General features: G+C 71.4%; 15 protein-coding genes and 1 riboswitch. Of the genes, 7 read left to right on the forward strand and 8 right to left on the reverse strand.

Annotation, left to right across the window (positions count from 1 at the left end; translation table 11 throughout):
- Positions 1–309 (forward strand): hypothetical protein, encoded by a 309-nt coding sequence (locus VM306_RS34345; RefSeq protein WP_325522364.1) that lies wholly within the window; start codon positions 1–3, stop codon positions 307–309.
- On the opposite strand, the gene VM306_RS34350 is transcribed toward VM306_RS34345, so the two are convergent.
- Entirely contained in the window at positions 306–704 is a 399-nt protein-coding gene (locus VM306_RS34350; protein ID WP_325522366.1) for a GNAT family N-acetyltransferase, read from the reverse strand. The genes VM306_RS34345 and VM306_RS34350 overlap by 4 nt on opposite strands.
- 176 nt (positions 705–880) lie before the next feature.
- Between VM306_RS34350 and VM306_RS34355 the strand changes: the two genes are divergently transcribed.
- Positions 881–1,891, forward strand: coding sequence for a YbaB/EbfC family nucleoid-associated protein (locus VM306_RS34355; RefSeq protein ID WP_325522368.1), 1,011 nt, complete (start codon positions 881–883; stop codon positions 1,889–1,891).
- A gap of 69 nt (positions 1,892–1,960) precedes the next feature.
- On the forward strand, positions 1,961–3,280 hold the full coding sequence (locus VM306_RS34360) for a M28 family peptidase (RefSeq protein WP_325522370.1): 1,320 nt from the start codon (positions 1,961–1,963) through the stop codon (positions 3,278–3,280).
- Here VM306_RS34360 and VM306_RS34365 read toward each other — a convergent pair.
- A complete protein-coding gene (locus tag VM306_RS34365) occupies positions 3,277–5,232 on the reverse strand; it encodes a bifunctional diguanylate cyclase/phosphodiesterase (RefSeq protein WP_325522372.1) in 1,956 nt (651 codons plus the stop codon). The two genes, VM306_RS34360 and VM306_RS34365, sit on opposite strands and share 4 nt — an antisense overlap.
- Before the next feature lie 195 nt (positions 5,233–5,427).
- Between VM306_RS34365 and VM306_RS34370 the strand changes: the two genes are divergently transcribed.
- Both VM306_RS34370 and VM306_RS34375 read left to right on the forward strand, forming a co-directional pair.
- Positions 5,428–6,429, forward strand: a complete 1,002-nt coding sequence (locus VM306_RS34370; RefSeq protein WP_325522374.1) for a sugar ABC transporter substrate-binding protein — start codon at positions 5,428–5,430, stop codon at positions 6,427–6,429.
- Between the two features lie 89 nt (positions 6,430–6,518).
- Entirely contained in the window at positions 6,519–7,958 is a 1,440-nt protein-coding gene (locus tag VM306_RS34375; RefSeq protein ID WP_325522376.1) for an amidohydrolase family protein, read from the forward strand.
- Here the strand turns inward: VM306_RS34375 and VM306_RS34380 are convergent.
- The 3 genes from VM306_RS34380 to VM306_RS34390 are packed head-to-tail and all read right to left on the reverse strand — an operon-like array spanning position 7,955 to position 12,394.
- On the reverse strand, positions 7,955–8,935 hold the full coding sequence (locus VM306_RS34380; RefSeq protein ID WP_325522378.1) for an alpha/beta hydrolase: 981 nt from the start codon (positions 8,933–8,935) through the stop codon (positions 7,955–7,957). The two genes, VM306_RS34375 and VM306_RS34380, sit on opposite strands and share 4 nt — an antisense overlap.
- A 40-nt stretch (positions 8,936–8,975) precedes the next feature.
- Positions 8,976–11,495: a LuxR C-terminal-related transcriptional regulator gene (locus tag VM306_RS34385; RefSeq protein WP_325522380.1), complete on the reverse strand. Its 2,520-nt coding sequence runs from the start codon at positions 11,493–11,495 to the stop codon at positions 8,976–8,978.
- Between the two features lie 14 nt (positions 11,496–11,509).
- Positions 11,510–12,394, reverse strand: coding sequence for a DUF5829 family protein (locus tag VM306_RS34390; RefSeq protein ID WP_325522382.1), 885 nt, complete (start codon positions 12,392–12,394; stop codon positions 11,510–11,512).
- Between the two features lie 58 nt (positions 12,395–12,452).
- On the opposite strand from VM306_RS34390, the gene VM306_RS34395 reads away from it, so the two are divergent.
- Positions 12,453–13,511: a class I SAM-dependent methyltransferase gene (locus VM306_RS34395; protein WP_325522384.1), complete on the forward strand. Its 1,059-nt coding sequence runs from the start codon at positions 12,453–12,455 to the stop codon at positions 13,509–13,511.
- Here the strand turns inward: VM306_RS34395 and VM306_RS34400 are convergent.
- From VM306_RS34400 to VM306_RS34410, 3 genes are all read right to left on the reverse strand, one after another.
- Positions 13,505–14,197: a MerR family transcriptional regulator gene (locus tag VM306_RS34400; RefSeq protein WP_325522386.1), complete on the reverse strand. Its 693-nt coding sequence runs from the start codon at positions 14,195–14,197 to the stop codon at positions 13,505–13,507. The two genes, VM306_RS34395 and VM306_RS34400, sit on opposite strands and share 7 nt — an antisense overlap.
- A gap of 7 nt (positions 14,198–14,204) precedes the next feature.
- Positions 14,205–15,500: a serine hydrolase domain-containing protein gene (locus VM306_RS34405; protein WP_325522388.1), complete on the reverse strand. Its 1,296-nt coding sequence runs from the start codon at positions 15,498–15,500 to the stop codon at positions 14,205–14,207.
- A 108-nt stretch (positions 15,501–15,608) separates the two neighbouring features.
- The gene (locus VM306_RS34410) at positions 15,609–16,442 is read right to left on the reverse strand and encodes a patatin-like phospholipase family protein (protein ID WP_325522390.1); all 834 of its coding nucleotides are present in this window, start codon (positions 16,440–16,442) and stop codon (positions 15,609–15,611) included.
- A 63-nt stretch (positions 16,443–16,505) separates the two neighbouring features.
- Positions 16,506–16,585: riboswitch (S-adenosyl-L-homocysteine riboswitch) on the forward strand.
- Between the two features lie 13 nt (positions 16,586–16,598).
- On the opposite strand from VM306_RS34410, the gene metH reads away from it, so the two are divergent.
- Entirely contained in the window at positions 16,599–20,171 is a 3,573-nt protein-coding gene (metH, locus tag VM306_RS34415; RefSeq protein WP_325522392.1) for a methionine synthase, read from the forward strand.
- The last annotated feature ends 42 nt before the right edge of the window (positions 20,172–20,213 follow it).

Below are 20,213 nucleotides of genomic sequence, written 5' to 3' on the forward strand. Positions count from 1 at the left end.
ATGAACGGCATCTCGTTGTTGCAGGAGGCACTCAGCGCGCCCGCGGCAGAGGCGCGCAACCGGTTCGCGGGGCGGCTCAACGGCTACCTCGAGGGGTCCGACGTCGTGCACGCCGTGCGGATGCAGGGCTGGCTCGGGCTGGAGGTGCCCGGCCCCGGCTGCCACGTCGGCACGGGCAGCTGGGACTTCACCCGGTTCAAGGCGACGACCTCACCGGTGACGTGCGGGCGGTGCCGATCGTCCGGCCTGCTCAGCAGCTCGTTCACCGGCGGGCCGCACCAGCAGACCCTCGACCTCGAAGGAATCTAGCCCTCCAGCACGGCGCGGTTGCGCACACCCATCCCGGTGAGCGCGGCCATGCCGAGGCGTTCGTAGTACGGCCGCAGCTCGTCGTCACAGGTCAGGTCGACCGAGTAGAGGTGCGCGCCCTCGGCGAGGATCCGGCGCACCAACTCGGAGCCGATGCCCCGGCCCTGGAACTCCGGCCGCACCTCCAGCCACGGGACGAACGCCGTCAGCACGCCGTCGCTGATCATGGTGACGAACCCCGCGACGGTGTCCCCTGAGCGCGCGACCACCACCCGGTAGCTCCCCCGCAGCACGGCGAGGTGCTGGGCGGGGGACGGCGGCACGGGCCAGCCCACGAAGAAGCCGGCGAGGTCGTCTTCGGTCAGATTTCCGGCATCAGTGTCATAAGTGATCACCTTGGTATTGAACAGCTTCGCGCGACTTCCCGCGCCGGGTTTGCACCGTCTACTGTGGACAAGCCTTGCCTGATCTGGACGTTTGCGGCATATTGACGGGTAGGTGAGCCGGGAAGCCTGGTCGGCCCGCACGTCACACGCGGTGACATCGCGGAGAGCTGACGAGGGGTGCGCTGATGACACTCATTCCCCGGTCCCTCCCCCTGACCAACGATCCCCAGGTCGTGCAGGCGCTGGCCGCGCGATGGCACCGCACCAGGACGTTGCTGCTGCTTTCCGCCGGAGTGCTGCCCATCGCGATCGGTGTCGTCTGCATCGTGCTCGCCGGGATGACGTCGGCGGGCCAGCGGATCATGCCGTGGTGGTCGGCGATTCCGGCCGCCGCGGCGGCGGCGTGCGCGTGGGCGTTGCTGTCCTGGTTGCGCCGCAACGGGTTGAGCGACCCGCGCTCCTGGCTGCCCGCGACCACCCTGATGACCGGCGCGCAGCTCGTGCTCGGGGTGCTGCCGGGCTCGGGCATCGCGCTGCGGCTCAGCCCCGGTGCGGCCATCGCGGTGAAGGCCCTGTGCGCGGCTGGAGTCCTCGGAGCGGGCTCCGCGAGCGCCCTCGCCCGGATGGCCCACCGCTCGCTGCTCGCGACGCCGGTCCTGGAGCTCGGGTCGACGGCGTTCCCGCTCGTGCTGACGGGCGGCGGGACCCGCGTGGTGATCGGCACCGACCGCGTCGACTGGACCACGCGCGGCGGTTCCCGGGTCGACACCGGTGTCTCGTTCGCCCGCGTCCACCGCGTGACGGCGCAGGCGAACGCGATCCTGCTGCACACCGCGTCCGGCTCGTGGACGGTCCCGGTGCCGGACCCCGCGACCGCGTCCGCGTTGCTGCGCCGCCGGATCGAGTGGTGGGAGGAGCGCCGCAACGCCGCCGCCGAACGCGAGGAACGCCGCTACCTCGACCTCGTCGGTCTGCTCGCGGCGGTGAGCGGCGAGGCCACGCGCGGCGGCGTCGGCGTGACCGTCGACTCGAACGGCGTCACGACGGGCATCACGCTGAGCCCGGCCGTGCGTGACCTCGACCCGGAGGTCCTCGCGGCGCAACTGATGGCGTGCGCGCACAAGGCCCGTTCGGACGCACGCCGCCAGGTCCAGGACCTCGTCCTCGACCACGCGTCCGCGAAAGCCAGCCACTAGTCGGTTGTCCCGCCTCTCCCCGGCTGCCTACGTTCGGTGCGCCGGTACATCTTCAGATGGGGGACCGACATGCGCAGACGTGACTTCCTCGCGGCGGCGGCCGGAGCCGCCGCCGTCGTGGCCAACCCCGTGAGCGCGCTCGCGGCGACGGAACAGCGGCCGGGCGCCGCGACCCTCCCCGACCTCGACCTCGGCGATTTTCCCGTCGTGGCACGGGTCCGGGCGCGCCACGCACTCGAGCACCTCACAGTCCTGAGCGACGAGATCGGTCCGCGCATCGGCGGCACCGCCTCCGAGCACCGCGCCCGCGACTACCTCGTCCGTGAGCTGAAGTCGTTGCGGTACCAGGTGACGACGCAGCCGTTCACCGTGCCGGACAAGTACCTGGCCGATGTCAACTCCCGCTGGCAGGCCGGCGCCTCGCGGTTCGGGAAGCTCGGGGTCACGGTCAAGGCGCCGTTCGTCGAGGTGGTCGACGGCCAGCTGCCGGACCTGACCGGCAAGATCGCGTTCTACGTCAACGCCCCCGCCGGGTCGGCGCCGACCCACGCCGCCATCGAACGCGGTGCGGTCGCCGTGGTCCTCGGCCGGATCTCCGCGACCGCCGGCAAGTCGAGCGCCTTCTCCCCCACGCTCGACCGGGACGTCGCCGTGCCGGTGATCGGCCTCGCGCAGGTGCACACGGAGAAGCTGCGTGCCCAGGGGTCCGGCGAGCTGACGATCACCACCACCCACCACCCGAACCTGACGTCCTACAACGTGATCGCGGAACGCCCGGCGACGTTCCCGTGGCGCGACAACGGGGTCGTGATGGTGACCGCGCACTACGACAGCGTGCCGGGATCGCCGGGCGCCAACGACGACGGCAGCGGAACCGTGCTGTGCCTGGAACTGGCGCGGGTGCTGCGCTACCTGCCGACCCACAAGGCACTGCGGTTCGCGCTCTGGGGTTCGGAGGAGCAGGGGCTGCTCGGATCACGGCACTACGTCTCGCAGCTCGCGCCGGAGGAGATCGCGCGGATCAAGGGCGTGTTCCAGAACGACATGGTCGCCACGAGCCACGACCCGGCGACGGCGTACTGGCTGCTGTCGGTCGACGGCGCGGACAACGCGACCACCGCCCAGGTGCGTGCCGCGGCGCAACGGCTCGGGTACGACCCGCGGGTGCACGGACCGGTCGCCCGCGGATCGAGCGACCACGTGCCGTTCCACGAGAAGGGCATCGCGTCGGCGAACTTCAGCTGGCGCGGCGAGGGCGGACCGGCCCAGCTGGAGCCGATCTACCACACGCCGGAGGACACGATCCGCGGCAACATCAGCCTGGAGCGGTTGCAGGTGTCGCTGGAGCTGATCGGCGCGGCCGCCTACCGGCTCGCCACCGAACGCTAGCGCGCGGTCAGCTCCTTCGCGGCCCGCTCGCGCAGCCACGTGGCGAACTCGTCCGCTGGCAGCGGTTTGCTCAGGCAGTACCCCTGCACGATGTCGCAGCCCAGGGCGGCGAGGACGTTCCACGTCTCCTCGTCCTCGACGCCCTCGGCCACGACCTCCAGCTCCAGGTTGTGCGCGAGCCCGAGCAACGAGCGGGTGATCGCGCCGCTGGACGCGTCCGTGCGCATGTTCGTGGTGAACGAACGGTCGATCTTCATCTCGTGCACGGGCATGGTGCGCAGGTAGGCGATCGACGAGTAGCCGGTGCCGAAGTCGTCGATCGACAGCCGCACCCCCAGCTCCCGCAGGCGGGTCAGCACGTCGCTCGCGCGGATCGGGTCGGCGATGATCGCGCTCTCGGTGATCTCCAGGGTCAGCACGTCCGGCGGGCGGCCGTGGAGCTTCAGCGCGTCGGCGACCTGGTCGGGGAACGTCGGGTCGTGCAGGCACTGGGCGCCGACGTTGACCGAGACCGGCACGTCCCAGCCGGCGGCGTGCCAGGTGTGGCACTGGGCGAGGGCGCGGTCGAGCACGTACCGGGTGAGCGGCTCGATCAGGCCCGTCTCCTCGGCGGCCGGGATGAAGCGGTCGGGGCCGAGCAGGCCCAGGCGCGGGTGCTGCCAGCGGCACAGGACCTCGGCGCCGCAGACGGCTCCGGTGCGCACGTCGGCCTTGGGCTGGTAGTGCAGCACCAGCTCCTCGTGGTCGAGCGCGCGGCGCAGGTCGCTGATCACGGTGAGCTGGGCGGCGCTGTGGTCGTCGCCGGGCTCGAAGACGGACGTGCCGAGGCGGGCTCGCTTGGCCGCGTACATGGCGATGTCGGCGTGCTTGAGCAGGTCGTGGACGTCCGCCGAGTCGGCCGGGTACATCGCGACGCCGATGCTGCAGCCCACGTCGACGGACAGGCCGTCCAGGTCGACGGACTCCTCCAGGGCGCGGTGCACGCGGTCGGCGACGACGAGCGCGTTGGCGGGCGAGAGCACCGACGGCAGCAGGACGGCGAACTCGTCGCCGCCCAGGCGCGCCACCGAGTCGATGTCGCGGACGGCGGTGGTCAGGCGGTTCGCGACGTGCTGGAGCAGCCGGTCGCCGAACGCGTGGCCGAGGGTGTCGTTGATCGGCTTGAAGCGGTTGAGGTCGATCAGGAACAGGCCGAGCGGGTCACCGGTGCGGTCGGAGCGCTCGATGGCCTCCTGGGCGTGGTGGACGAGCAGGGTGCGGTTGGCGAGGCCGGTCAGCGCGTCGTGCATCGCCTCGTGCTCGCTCTTGGCCGCCTGGCGCAGGATCTTGCGGCGGTGGCCGATCAGCACCACGCCGCACAGCCCGACCAGGCCGAGGTCGACGACGAACGCGATGACGGCGGCGAGCCGGAGCCGGCCGTTCTCCGCTTCGGCGGCACGCAGGTAGTCGGTGGTCTCCAGGCGTTTGATCTGCACGACCGTGGAGAGCTGTTTGCGCAACGAGACCAGCGTGAGCTCGGCCTGGTCCGCCTTCTGGAACGCGGCGGTGGTGTCGCCGCGGTCGCCGGCCGCGACCGTGTCGCGCAGCAACGACGAGTAGTCGCCGTACAGGTCGCTGACGATCGTGGCGGCGCGGACGTCGGCGGGACCGCCGTGGTCCTTGAGCCAGCGCAGGCTGTCGCCGGCGGCACCGGCGGCGTTCGAGACGGGCCTGCGCATGACGGGCGTGCCGGAGCGGAGGTAGTCGACGAGCGAGTGGTCGGCGACGTCGACGTTCTGCACGACGAGACCCCAGCGGTCGCTGATCTCGTTCAGCTCGTGCAGGTGCGTCGTGGCGCGCTGCATGCTCAGACTCGTCCACAGCGCGAGACCCGCCAGCGCGGCCAGACCGATCGTCAGGCTTATGACGGTCGTGTGCGCGGTGGTGCGGGCCTCGACCCAGTTGGAGAGCATCTATCGGCGCCTCACGTGGACATCGCTTTCCGGCGAAGTGGCTATTGGTACGCAGCCAAAGGATTGCACGCAAGCCGACACAGCGATTCCCGGTGCACTAGCCTTGACCGCTTTCCGGCGGTCAACTGATTGGGCTTTCCCGTGGTTCGCGCTGTCCGTGTCGTCCTGCCTGCGGTTTTGCTCGCGGTGACGGGGGTGAGCGGATGCGGAGCGGAGAAGACGTCCGATGACCCGCCCACAATCGGGTTCCTCGCGCAGAACAACAGCCGCGACTTCTCCCGGGAGATGAGCGACGGCTTCCGTGCCGGCGCGGAGATGGCGGGCGGCGTCAGGACGGAGCTGACGGGACCGGACACGCACGACGGGCTGAAGCAGGTCGAGCTGCTGCACGACCTCGCCACGCGGGCCAAGGGCGGCATCGGGGTGTCGGCGGTCGCGCCGGAGCTCGTGGCGGAGCCGATGGCGCAGGTGGTCGGGCAGGGCATCCCGGTGATGGCGGTGGCCGGCGGCCAGGTCGCGCCGGGCAGCGAGGTCAAGTTCATGATCGAGAACGACGGCTTCGACCTCGGCAGGACGCTCGCGGACGCGACGGCGGACCGGTTGCCGCCCGACGCCGGCGGCAAGATCGTGATCGGCAGCAACTCCCCCGCGATGCCGGCGCTGGACCAGCGGGTGCTGGGCATGCGGTCGCGCCTGCTCGAACGGCTGCCGAAGCTGCAGGTGATCGGCCCGCTCGACACCGGGCGCGACGCCACGACGAACCTCGCGACCTGGCGGCGGGTGGCCGACGCGAACCCGGACGCGCTCGCGTTGCTGGGCGCCGGTGACGTCGACGCGGTCAACCTCGCCGCCGTGCACGCGGAGAAGAACGGGAAGTGGCTGGCCGCGTCGTTCAGCATCGACCCGAAGGCGTTGCAGGGCGTCAAGGAGGGGCACCTGTTCGCGACGATCTCCGCCGAGCACTTCCTCAAGGGCGCGGTGGCCGGGTGGATGCTGGCCCAGCACGCGAAGAGCGGCCGCAAGCTGCCGGAGGGCTGGTTCGTCGCTCCGGGGCTGCTGGTGCAGCAGTCCAACGTCGACGAGATCATCCGCCGCCAGTCCGGTGAGGCCACCCGGCTGGCGGCCGCGCGGCCGCGGATCGACGCCCTCACGGCGGATCCGCTGAAGTACCTGCGTCCACTCGACCAGGCGCGCTGAGCCGAGCGGCGCAGCCGGTCCTCCACTGCGGTGACAGGCCTCTGGCCGTGAGCGAGCATGCAGGCTCTCCCCGCTCTTGGAGGACTCGCATGATCAACCGAAGGACACTGGCGAAATCCGTCGGTGCCGCCCTCGCGGTCTCGGCCACCGGCCCGATTCCCGGCGCAGTTCACGCCACCGCCGACGCGGACGCCACGCGCCGCGGCCGGTACCTGATCCGCGGCGGCGCTGTCGTCACCGTCGACGAGGCGCTCGGGGTTCTGCCGCGCGCGGACGTCCTGGTCGACGACGGCGAGATCGTCGGCGTCGGCACCGGCCTGAACGCACGCGGCGCCAAGGTGGTCGACGCGACCGACATGATCGTCATGCCCGGTTTCGTCAACACCCACTTCCACATGTGGAGCGCGCTGGGCCGCAACTTCGTGGCCGACGGGTTCCCCTACTTCGCGGCGAAGCGCGCCACGTCCACGTTGTACGGCCCCCAGGACGTCTACCGCAGCGTCCTGCTCGGGCTCGCCGACCTGGCGAACGCGGGCGTGACGACCGTCCACAACTGGTCCAACAACACCCGTTCTCCCGCACACGCCGACGCGGAGCTGCGCGCGCACCGCGACGGACTGCTGCGCGCCCGGTACTCGTACGGCCACGTGGACCAGATGCCGCGTGAGGCGCCGATGGACTTCACGGGCGTCGACCAGGTGCGGCGGCAGTACTTCTCGCACGGCAGCGCGTTCGACGGGCTCGTGCACCTGGGTGTCTGCGTGCGCGGGTTGTCGCAGAGCGACGAACCGGCGTTCTTCGCGGACATGGACGCGGCTCTGCGGCGTGACCTGCCGGTCGCGATCCACGCGGGACAGTCACCGCCGCGGATCGTCGACGCGGCGGACTACGAGCGGCGGGGCTGGCTGGGACCCAGGACGTTGCTGACGCACTACGTCACCGCGCTCGACAGCGACATGGAGGTCATGGCCCGCACCCGCACGCCGCTGAGCTGGTCACCGCACTCGGAGTTCCGGCTCGGCGCGGCGGGCGACCCGCGCGACACCCTGCTGCGCTTCCGCAGGGCCGGCGTGCCCGTGTCGCTGTCGTCGGACGCCACGTCCATCGCGCCGTCGGACATGTTCGAGGCGATGCGGGTGGCCTGGACCACCGGGATCCCCTGGCAGGGCACGCCTTCCGCCGGTCTGCCGGAGATCGGGTTCCGCGACGTGCTGACGATGGCGACGCTCAACGGCGCCCGCGCGCTGGGACTCGGCGACGTCACCGGGTCGATCACGGTCGGCAAGCGGGCGGACATCGTCCTGGTGCGGGCCAACGACGTCAACCTCGCACCGGGCGGTCTGGTCGAGACCACGCTGGTGCAGGCGGCGACCCCTGCCAACGTCGACACCGTGTTCTCGGACGGCCGGATCGTGAAGCGCGGCGGCCGTCTGGTCGCCTACGACGTCGACCGCATCGTGCGTGATGCGTTGGCTTCCTCCCTCCGCATCCGCACGACCGCCGGTGGGATCCTGACCCCGCCCGATTAGCGGCTCGCGTCGAGCACCGCGCGGGTGAACGCCTCCGGCGCCTCCTGCGGGACGTTGTGCCCGATGCCGTCGAGGACGCGGTGCTCGTAGCGTCCGGTGAACTGGGCACGGTAGGCCGCGCCGTCGGAGTTCGCCCCGTCGAAGTCGCTGGCGATGGTGATCGTCGGAACGCTGATCACGGGCTTCGCCTGCAGCTCGCGCTCGAGCCCGTCGTAGCGGTGCTCGCCCTCCGCGAGCTGCAGGCGCCAGCGGTAGTTGTGGATGACGATCGCGACGTGGTCGGGGTTCTTCCACGCCGTGGCGCTCTGGGCGTAGGTGGACTCGTCGAATTCCCACCGCGGTGAGGCGAGCTTCCAGATGAGCTTGTTGAACTCGTAGGAGTTCTGCGTGTAGCCCTTCACGCCGCGCTCGGTCGCGAAGTAGTACTGGTACCACCAGCCCAGTTCGGCCTGCGGGTTCAGCGGTTCCTGGTTCTGCCGCAGGTTGACGACCAGGTAGCCGCTGACCGACACGAGCGCCCTGACCCGCTGCGGCCACAGCGCCGCGGTGATGCAGGCCGTCCTGGCGCCCCAGTCGAAACCCGCGACCGTCGCCTGGCGGATGCCGAGGGCGTCCATGAACGCGATGACGTCCGCGGCGAGTGCGGACTGCTGGCCGTTGCGCATGGTGTGCGCGTGCAGGAACCGTGTCGGGCCGTAGCCCCTGAGGTACGGGATGAGCACGCGGTGACCCTGTGCCGCGAGTGCCGGTGCGACGTCGACGTAGCTGTGGATGTCGTACGGCCAGCCGTGCAGCAGGACCGTCACCGGGCCGGTCTTCGGGCCCATCTCGGCGTACCCGATGTTCAGCAACCCGGCCCTGACCTGCTTGATCTCGCCCCAGGCCGGCGTCGAGGCGTGCGCGGTCGCGGTGGCCGTGAGGGGTGCCGCCACGCCCGCCACCGCCAGCGCCTGGGAGAACTGTCGCCTGCTGATCATGGCTTCGACCGTAGGGACGGCGGTGTGGTTCTCGCGAGCGTCAGGTGACGGCGGTGTCGTAAGTCATCAGCGCCTGCCCCAGTTCCGTGCGGGCGGTGACGCCGAGTTTGGGGAAGATCCGGTGCAGGTGCGTGCTGACCGTGCGGTGCGACAGGTGCAGCCGTTCGCCGATCTCCTTGTTCGTCAGCCCGTCCGCGGCCATGCGCGCGATGGTCAGCTCGTGCTCGGTCAGCTCGCCGCTGCCGTTGCGCGACTCCCCCGACGCCCGCAGCTCCTCGGCCGCGCGCTGCGCCCAGTCCTTCGTGCCGAACGCCTCGAACGCCTCTTTCGCGGCCTTGAGGTGCGGCCTCGCCGCGGCAGCCCTGCGTTGCCTGCGCAGCCACGCGCCGAACGCCAGCCGCGTCCTCGCGCGGTCCCAGGGCGAGCTCTTCGCGTCGAGCGCCGCCTCGAAGAGCGCCTCGGCCTCGTCGTCCTCCGCGAGAAGGGCCCGCGCGTACCTCAGTCCCGTCGCGAGCGCCGGTGAGCCGGTGGCGGTGTCCAGCTCGTCCACGATCTTGCGCGCGACGTCGGTGTTGCCGCTGCGGGTGGCGGCCTCGACGAGCTCCGGCAGCACGTACCGGCGCAACGCCAGCTGGTGGGCGGGGTCGGCCGGGTCGTGGACGCGGCGGATGGCGGCGAACGCGTCGGCGTACCTGCCCTCGCCCAGCGCGGCGAGGCTCCTGGCCAGCTGGACCGTCGCCAGCACCGGGCGGGCGCCTGCCGCGAGCCCGATGCGTTCGGCTTCGGCGGCCTTGCCGGCGGCCTCGTCGTAGTCGCCGCGCAGGGCGGCGATCTCGGCCTGGACGGCGACGGCCAGACCGCGCATGTACGGCTGGGAGGTCTCCTCGGCGAGGAGGGCGGCTTCCCGGACGGCGGGTTCGGCGGCGGTGATGTCGCCGAGGCGGGTGCGGCTCCAGGCCTCCACGGCCAGGGCGCGGGCCAGGAGCGCGAACCGGCCCTGGGCCCGGAAGCAGGGCTGGGCGGCGGTGGAGAGGCGGACGGACTCCTCGAAGGCACCGACCTGGAGGGCGGCGCTGCCGAGCAGGCGGAGGGTGGCGGGGTCGTCGGCGGACGTGGCGCGCAGCCCCGCGACCACCGCGTCGCCCTGTTCCACCGGGCACACGTACGCGAGCATCGCCAGCATCCGCGGGTCACGGGGGTCGATCGGCAGCCGCCGCGCCACGGCCGCGATCCGTTCCCGGACCGCCGGTCCCGGCTCCACCCAGAAGCACCGCATCGCGACGCTCCAGAAGATCCGCATCGCCAGTTCGACGTCGCCGTCGGCCATCACGGCCTCGGCCGGTCCGACCAGTTCGCCCGGTCCGGCGGCACCCTCCCGGACACCGTCGTCGAACGCGCTGGGCAGCCACCTCACGAGCGCCCGTTCGCGTGCGGTCAGGTCGAGGGCGCGCACGTCCAGCAGGATCCGCTCGACGTCGTCGCGCCGTCCCGCCTCCGCCGCCAGCTCGGCCGCGCGCAACAGCCGTCGCGGCTGCCGGTCACCGGTCCCCAGCGCAGCCGCCCGTTCCAACGCGCGCACGGCAACGGCAGCGCCACCACGGCGCAACGCACGGTCTGCCGTCTCCTCCAGCAGGCGTGCGACCGTCTCGTCAGCACCGTCCGCCGCCCCGGCGAGATGCCACGCGCGCCGGTCCGGCTCTTCGGTGAACGAAGCGAGCCGGCGGTGGGCATCGCGGCGTTCGGAAGCACTCGCCGCCCGCACGACCGCGGACCTGACCAGCGGGTGCGGGAACGCGCCGTCCCGGCCGACCAGCCTGGCCTCCACCGCCGGCGGCTCGGCACAGGGCGCACCGCCGAGTGCCGCCTCCAGCAACGCCGTGCGCACCTCGCCCGGCAGCCCGGCGACCCGCGAAGCGAACGCCTCCTCCAGCGAGGTGCCGCCGAACGGCAGCTCCACCAGGGCCAGCGGGTTGCCGGCGGCGTCGGCGAGAACGCGTGACCGGCGGTCGGCGGGCAGGCCGGGCGCGACCTCGGAGAGCAACGCGGAAGCCTCATCCGGCCCCAGCGGTTCCAGCACGAGCGTCGGGACCCCGGCGAACACGGGCGTCCTGGCGGCCACGACGAGCGCGGCGCCGGTCAGCCGCCGCGCCACGAAGCCGAGTGCGTCCCGGCTCGCGGAGTCGAGCCAGTGCGCGTCGTCCACCAGCACGACGGGCCCGGCCGCGCTCAGCACGTCCAGCGCGGCGAGGCCCACGAGGTGCACGGGTGGCGGAGGGCCGTCGGCGAGGCCGAAGACGACCTCCAGGGCGGACCGCCGCACCCCGGCCAGAGCCGGCAGGTCCAGGAACGGGTGCAGGACCTGGTGCAGTCCGGCGTAGGGCATGTCCTGTTCGGACTCGGCGCCGACGACCCGGTGGCCCTTCAGGGACGAGAGCAGGGCCGACTTGCCCACGCCCGGCTCGCCGACGACCAGCAGCGCACCGCCGGTGTCCGCCAGCGCGGTCAGGCGCCGCCGTTCCCGGTCACGTCCGACCAGCGGCGTCCCGTTTCGGTGATCCATCGGGACCCAGGGTGTCAGAAGGTCCAGACGGCCCGCTTGCCCGGACCCACGACCAGCGTCGACGTGCCCAGCTGCTCGACGTGCCGCGCGACGCCGCGGTTGAGCTCGAACTCGATGCGCTCGAGGCCGGTCTGTCCCATCGGGACCACGTCGAACCGCATCGTCGTGCCGCCACGCGTCACCACGGCGCCGTGCTCGTCGGTGCGCACGCCGAGCCCGCCCGCCTCCAGCAACGGGATCGTGGCCGCCAGGTCCGAGGCGGTGACGGCGAGGCGGATCGACGTGATGTCGCGCATCAGCTTGTCCTGGTACGCGTCGGGCAGGTAGCGCTCGCGGGTGACGTCACCGCGGAAGCGCGCCGGTCCGACCCCGCTGCGCGGGTCGTCGAGGTACTCGTCGCGGTACTCCATGGCCCACGCGCCGAACCTGTCGTACCTCTCGATCAGGTAGGTCGAGTCGAACCACGGCACCGGCTTGCCGTCGCCGAAGTCGCGGGTCTGCAGGAAGTCGACGGGCGACAGGCCGGCGGCGCGGAGCCTGGCCTGCAGCCTTTCGATGTCGCCGTCGCGTTCTGTCGACAGGCCGAGGCCCGCGGCACCGAGCTCGCCGTCCTGGCCGCCGACGTCGCCGATGCCGAAGATCTCCAGGTACGTCTCCCTGCCGCGCAGGTAGCGCCCTGTCCAGACCTGGCCGTCGGCTCCTGTCGTGGTGCGGACCTCGAAGTTCGAGAACTCCTCCAGGTAGGCGGAGTGCTCGACCGCGTCGGCGGTGGCGCGGTCGAAGGTTCCCCACACGTGGTTGTAGAACAGCAACTGCCGCTCTCCGGCCTGTGCCGGTCCTGCCGCGACCAGCACCAGTAACGCCACCAAGATCGTGTATGAAACTCGTCGGATCCCCATGGCGGGGATGGTAAGTCGACCACGCTCAAGCCGGACTCAAGTCACCGAGGGGGACTCTGTGCTCGACACCGCCCGATGGACGGTTCTCGCACCACTGCTGCAGGCCGCCACCGCAGGCCCGGACCTGCTCGACGCCACGATCCGCGGTCTCACGCCGGCCGCCGTCGCCGAGGAGGTCCTGAACGAGATCGGCGAGCACGACGTCCGGCTCGACCTGACCTTCGACGGCGTGACGACCAGCCACCTCCGGCCGGAGGCCGACGTCGTGGTGTCGCTCGGCCTCGCCGACGCCGTGCGGGCCCTCTACGGCGGACGGCCGTGGTCGAGCCTCGCCGTGAGCACCCCGAACCCCGAGGTCGACGAACGCGGCATCAGCGGGTGGTTCGCCGGGCGCAAGGGCATCCCGCAGTCCGTGCAGGGGCTGCTGTCCGCGCTCAGGCCCGCCCGGCCGGACCTCGGCGAGCTCGCCGTCGAGCTCGGTTCGGACAAGTGGGGCGACATGCACTGGTACACCCAGCACTACGAGCGCCACTTCGCCCGGCTGCGCACCGAACCCGTGCGGGTGCTGGAGATCGGCATCGGCGGCTACGACGACCCGGACAGCGGCGGCGGGTCGCTGCGGATGTGGGAGCGCTTCTTCCCGCGCGGCCTGGTGCTCGGCCTGGACATCGCCGAGAAGAACATCACCGGCCCGCGGATCATGACCGTGCGGGGGGACCAGTCCGACGCGGGGTTCCTCGACCGGCTGGGCCGCGAGCTCGGTCCGTTCGACGTGGTCATCGACGACGGCAGCCACCTCAACGACCACGTGCGGACGTCGTTCCACGCCTTGTTCCCGCACGTCCGCGCGGGCGGGCTGTACGTGGTCGAGGACCTGCAGACCGCGTACTGGCCGAGCTGGGGCGGCCACCCGGAGGGTGCGGACGGCACGTCGACCGGCATGCTGAAGTCCTTTGTGGACGGCCTGAACCACGCGGAGGTGGGCGACCCGCGCGCGGCGGGTTCGTTCCTGCAGCGCAACATCAGCGGGATCTCCTTCCACCACAACATCGCGTTCGTGGAGAAGGGGACCAACGCCGAGGAGGGCGGCCCGGAGTTCCTGCGCACCCTCTACTGACTCAGCGCGTCCCACGCGGGCGACGACGCCCCGGCCGCGGCCATCGCCAGCGCGGTGATCTCCGGATCGGCCATCGGCATCACCGGACGGTTCCTCGTCCACGCGGCTGCCCGCTCCGCCAGCGCGGGCAGCCGCGGGTCGTCAGGCCCGAGCGCGAAGGCCTCGTCGTAGGCCAGGTAGATCCGCTGGAACTCGGGATCGGCGAGCGCGGCGGCCTTGTCGGCGAGCCACACCGCCGCCTCGTCCGGCGCGACGGCCTGCATGAGCACCCAGACGTCGCGCTCCATCCGCAGGCCGCGTTCGCTGACGCCCAGCGCTCGCAACCGTTCCAGCACCGCCGCCGCGTCCTCGGTCAGGAACAGGGCGTTGCCGGCGCGCAGCCGCACGACCCGTTCGCGCGCCAGCCGGATCTCCTGCTCGCGCCGCCGCAACGCCTCGTCGATCTCGGCGACCGCCGACGCGAACTCCTCCTCCCCGGCGTCGAGGAGCTCCTTCACGCGAGCCAGCGGCACCCCGGCCTCGGCGAGCGTGCGGATCTTGACCAGGTCGATCGCGTGCTGCGCGCCGTAACGGCGGTAGCCGGAGTGGTCGCGTTCGGGCTCGGGCAGCAGCCCTACCTTGTGGTAGTGCCGCACCGCTTTGATCGTCACGCCCGCGTACCGGGCGAGCCGGCCGATCGTGATCATCGCGGCATCATCCCACCCGGCCGAACACGCGACCGGCGAGATCGACTCCGGCGATCGCGCCGTCGCCGTCCCGCGTGAAGAACCCGCGCTGCCCGGCGAACGCGCCTTCCGTGAGCACGTACTCGTCGCGCGGCAGCAGTCCCATCGGGAACGGCGCGTGGTCGGCCGGCAGCTCCACCTCCGCGGACTCGCGGATCTCCGGCCGGATCAGCACCTCCAGCACCAGTCCGTCACCGGTGTCGTCGATGGTCATCACCATCGTGTCGTTGTCGTAGTTCCCCGCGACCTCCCGTGCTTTCGACGCGTTGTGCGGCAACGGTTCCGGGTCGCGGTCCACGACGCCGAGGAAGTCCTCCAACGCCCTGCGGACCACCGCCTGGTTGAACGGGATCCCGTCCGGACCCTGGTTCGCGACCGACACCACCGCGAAGTTCCGCTCGGGAACGACCAGCAGCTCCGCGAACTGCCCGTTGGACGACCCGCCGTGCCCGATCGTCCGCACGCCGTCGATCTCGCGCAGGAACCAGCCGACACCGATGGCGTCACCGAGGTTGCTGCCGCGCAACACCGCCGTGGGCCTCCGCATCTCGTCCAGGTCATCGCTCTCCAGGTGGACCCCCGCCCACTTCAGCAGGTCCGCGACCGACGCCGCGACGCCACCGCCGGGGTTGTTCGCCCGCCAGTGCCGCCACGGTCGCGCGACCTCGCCCTTCTCGTGCCCGACGGCGAACCGCCGGGTCATCACCGCGTCCCGGTCGAAGTGCGTGTTCGCGAGCCCGAGCGGCTCCAGCAGCAGCGTCGCGACCGCCTGCTCGTAGGTCTGCCCGGTGACGTTCTCGATGATCCGCCCCGCGAGGTTGAAGCCGGACTGGCTGTACGACGGACGTTCGCCGACCGGCGCGACCAGCTTCAGCGTCGCCAGCCCGGCGACGTGGCGGGCCAGCGCGTCGTCGCCCTCACCGGTGTCGGTGAAGGTGCCCCAGTCGAGGCCGGACGTGTGGTTGAGCAGCTGCCGCACGGTGAACTCGCGGTCGTCGGCCAGTTCCAGTTCGGGCACGTAGGTGCGCACCGGCGCGTCCAGCGAGATCTTGCCCTGCGCCACCAGGCGCATGATCGCGGTGGCGGTGTAGGTCTTGGTGATCGAGCCCAGCAGGAAGAGCGTGTCCTCGTCGACCGGCAACGGGTTCTCGACGCTGGTGACGCCGTGGCGGAAGAAGTGCCGCTGCCCGTTGTGGAGGACGCCCACCGCGGCGCCGGGGATGTCGAAGCGGGCGGCGGTCCGGGCGATGAAGTCGTTGTCCATGCCCCAGATGCTCGAACCCCGCCCCAGGGTCAAGGTCAACCCCGGGGCGGGGAGCGTGGCACAGGTCACGGCACCCGTCGTCTTCCGGAACGCCCGGAAGTGGCCGGGCTACGGGTTCCAGACCTCCCGGACGGCGTCGGCGATCGACGCCGCCTGCTCGAACCCCGCCTCGGCGGCCGGTTTGCGACGCGCCGGGTCCAGCAGGTTCGAGCCGATCGCGGCCAGCGCCTTCTCGTCGGGACTGACCACGATGGACGGCACGCCGAGCTTCGCCGCCTGGGCCTGCGGAGTCGCGGCAGGGCTCGCCGAGCGCGTCAGCGGCGCCACGACCACCACCCGCGAGTACCCGGCCGCCAGGTCGACGTTGGCCACCGAGCGCATGCCGCCGTCCATGTACCGGTGGCCGTCGATGGTGACGGGCGGCCAGACCAGCGGCACCGCGCAGCTCGACGCCACGGCCTTCACCAGAGGCACGCCGCTGTCCCGGTCGAACGCGACGAACTTCCCGTCGGCGGTGTCGACGGCGGTCACCTTCAGCGCGCGCGAGGGCCAGTCCCTGATGGAAAGGCGGCCCTCGAACACCTCCAGCCGCGACTCCTCCGACGGCGTGCGCGCCTTCACCGCGGCACGTCCCAGCCGGGCGCGCTTCACCGCCGGCTTCCCCGGCATCACGTAGGAAAGCGCGTACCTGACCAGCATCCACGGCGTCAGCCGCGCCGGGATCTCGCCGTCGGGCGGCAGCAGCTGGCTCCCGTACAGCTCGGCGAGCGGCACGCCACCCGCGAGCTGCGTGGCCACCACGGACCCGGCGGACGTCCCCACGAACAGGTCGGCGCCCGTCAGGTCGACGCCCTGCTCAGCCAGCCCGTGCAGAATCCCGGTCTCCCAGGCGATCCCGGTGACACCACCGCCGCCCAGGACCAATGCGCGTTCTCCAGTCACGCGACCATCCTATGGAGTGAGACGGGCTCCTGCTCCTTGGTCGACATTGGTAATCTGGGCGGCGAAGCCGAGAAGCGCTGCAACAGGCCCGAGGCCTGCCACGCTCGGCTTCGCACGACCACGAACAAGGGCGCTTCCGACTTTTCGGGAGCGCGCGTGGCCGGTCTGAAGTCCCTGCTGAACCAGCGGATCGTCGTGCTCGACGGCGCCTGGGGCACGATGTTCCAGCAGGCGAAGCTCTCCCCCGCCGACTACCACGGCACCGAGTTCGGCGACCACCACACCGACGTCGCCGGCGATCCGGACCTGCTCAACCTCACGCGTCCCGACCTGGTGCTCGACGTGCACCGGCAGTACCTCGCGGCGGGCGCGGACATCACGACGACGAACACGTTCACCGCGACGTCGATCGGTCAGGCCGACTACGGGCTCGAGGACCGCGTGCGCGACATGAACATCGCGGGCGCCCGGATCGCCCGCCAGGCCGCGGACGAGTTCGGCGGCCGGTTCGTCGCGGGCTCGGTCGGCCCCCTCAACGTCACGCTCAGCCTGTCGCCCAAGGTCGAGGACCCCGCGTACCGGGCCGTCACGTTCGAGCAGGTCAAGGCCTCCTACGCCGAGCAGATCGCCGCGCTGCACGAGGGCGGCGTCGACCTCCTGCTGATCGAGACGATCTTCGACACCCTCAACGCGAAGGCCGCCATCGCCGCGGCCCGCGAGGTGGCGCCCGACCTGCCGCTGTGGATCTCGGTGACGATCGTCGACCTGTCGGGCCGCACGCTCTCGGGCCAGACCGTCGAGGCGTTCTGGGACTCGATCGAGCACGCGAAGCCGCTGGTCGTGGGCGTGAACTGCTCGCTGGGCGCCGAGGAGATGCGCCCGCACGTCACCGACCTCGCCCGGCTCGCGGACACCTACGTCGCCTGCCACCCGAACGCCGGTCTGCCCAACGCGTTCGGCGGCTACGACCAGACCCCGGACGAGACCGCGGCCCTGCTGCGGGACTTCGCCGGCAAGGGCATCGTCAACGTCGTCGGCGGCTGCTGCGGCACCTCCCCCGCGCACATCAGGGCCATCGCGGACGCGGTGCGCGACACCGCGCCGCGCGAGGTCGTGAAGCCCCGCGACACCACCAGGTTCAGCGGCCTGGAGACGTTCGAGATCGGCGCGGACACCGGGTTCGTCATGATCGGCGAGCGCACCAACGTCACGGGCTCGGCGAAGTTCCGCAGGCTGATCGAGGCCGACGACCACCAGGCGGCGCTCGCGGTGGCTCTCGACCAGGTCAGGGGCGGCGCGAACCTGCTGGACGTCAACATGGACGCCGACCTGCTCGACGGCGAGCAGGCGATGACGACGTTCCTCAACCTGATCGCGACCGAGCCGGAGATCGCCCGCATCCCCGTGATGATCGACAGTTCGCGGTGGGGCGTGCTGAAGGCCGGTCTGCGCTGCGTGCAGGGCAAGGGCGTGGTCAACTCGATCAGCCTCAAGGAGGGCGAGGAGCCGTTCCTGGAGCAGGCCCGCACGATCCGCGACCACGGCGCCGGTGTCGTGGTGATGGCGTTCGACGAGCAGGGTCAGGCGGACACCACCGAGCGCAAGGTCGAGATCTGCGGCCGCGCGTACGACCTGCTCACGCAGAGGATCGGGTTCCCGGCCGAGGACATCATCTTCGACCCGAACGTGCTCGCGGTCGCGACCGGCATCGAGGAGCACAACGGCTACGCCAAGGCGTTCATCGACGCGTTGCCGCTGATCAAGCAGCGCTGTCCGGGCGCGCGCACCAGCGGTGGCATCTCGAACCTGTCGTTCTCGTTCCGCGGCAACGACGTCGTCCGCGAGGCGATGCACTCCGCGTTCCTGTTCCACGCTGTCAAGGCCGGCCTGGACATGGGCATCGTCAACGCGGGCCAGCTCGTGGTCTACGAGAACATCGCCCCCGAGCTGCTGGAACTGGTCGAGGACGTCATCTTCGACCGCCGCGAGGACGCGACGGACCGCCTCGTCGCGCACGCCGAGACCGTGAAGGGGCCCGGCCAGAAGCGCGTCGTCGACCTGGCGTGGCGCGAGGCGCCGGTCGGCAAGCGGCTGGAGCACGCGATCCTGCACGGCGTCGTCGACTTCATCGAGGAGGACACCGAGGAGGCCCGCCAGGCCCTCCCCCGTCCGCTCGACGTCATCGAGGGCCCGCTGATGGACGGCATGAAGATCGTCGGCGACCTGTTCGGCGCGGGCAAGATGTTCCTGCCGCAGGTGGTGAAGAGCGCCCGCGTCATGAAGCGCGCGGTCGCCTACCTGGAGCCGTTCATGGACGCCGAGCCCAGGGCGACGGCCGGCGGCAACGGCAAGGTCGTGCTCGCCACGGTCAAGGGCGACGTGCACGACATCGGCAAGAACATCGTCGGCGTCGTCCTGGGCTGCAACAACTACGAGGTGATCGACCTCGGCGTGATGGTCCCGGCAGCGAAGATCCTCGACACCGCGATCCGCGAGCACGCCGACGTCATCGGCCTGTCCGGGCTGATCACGCCGTCGCTCGACGAGATGGTCTCGGTCGCCGAGGAGATGCAGCGGCGCGGCATGAAGCTGCCGCTGCTGATCGGCGGCGCCACCACGTCCCGCCAGCACACCGCCGTGAAGATCGCCCCCGTCTACGACGAGCCGGTCATCCACGTGCTCGACGCCTCACGGGTCGTCGGCGTCGTGTCGGACCTGCTCGACGACCGGCGCGGCCACGAGCTGAACCGCGCGAACCGGGCGGAGCAGGCGCGGCTGCGCGAGCAGCACGAGAACCGCAGGCAGCTGCCGTTGCTGGGCCTGGAAGCCGCGCGCGCGAACGCGGAGAAGGTCGAGTTCACCGACTTGCCGACGCCGGCGTTCACCGGAACCCGCACGATCACGCCACCACTCGCGGAACTGCGCGAGTTCATCGACTGGACGTTCCTGTTCCTCGCGTGGGAGATGAAGGGCAAGTTCCCCGCGATCCTCGACGAACCCGTGGCGCGCGAGCTCTTCGACGACGCGAACGCGTTGCTCGACGAAATCGTCGCGGGAGACCTGTTCACGGCGAAGGGCGTGTACGGGTTCTGGCCCGCGCGCTCCGAGGGCGACGACATCCGGCTCGGCAACGGCGTGCTGATCCCGATGCTGCGGCAGCAGACGCAGAAGCAGGTGTCGCGCCCGAACCGGTCGCTGTCGGACTACGTCGCCCCGGACGGCGACCACCTCGGCGGCTTCGCGGTGACGATCCTCGGCGCCGACGAGCTGGCCGCGAAGTACGAGGCCAAGCACGACGACTACCGCGCCATCATGGTGAAGGCGCTGGCGGACAGGCTCGCCGAGGCGTTCGCCGAGTGGATCCACCTGCGGGCCCGCCGCGACTGGTTCGAGCCGGACGCCGACCCCGCGATCACCGACCTGCACGCCGAGCGGTTCCGCGGAATCCGCCCCGCGCTCGGCTACCCGGCATGCCCCGACCACACCGTGAAGCGCCAGCTGTTCGACCTGCTCGGCGCGGAGGAGATCGGCGTCGAGCTGACCGAGTCGTTCGCGATGAACCCGGCCGCGAGCGTGAGCGGGCTGATCTTCCAGCACCCGGACGCGAAGTACTTCACCGTCGGGCGGCTGGGCCGCGACCAGGTCGAGGACTACGCGCGGCGCGCGGGAAAGCCGCTCGCGGAGGTCGAGCAGTGGCTGCGCCCGAACCTGGGGTACGACCCCGCCTGACACCTCCGGAACGTGAAAGCGCTTCCCGCACAGGGGTGCGTC

Source organism: Lentzea sp., assembly GCF_035525475.1.
GTDB lineage: Bacteria > Actinomycetota > Actinomycetes > Mycobacteriales > Pseudonocardiaceae > Lentzea.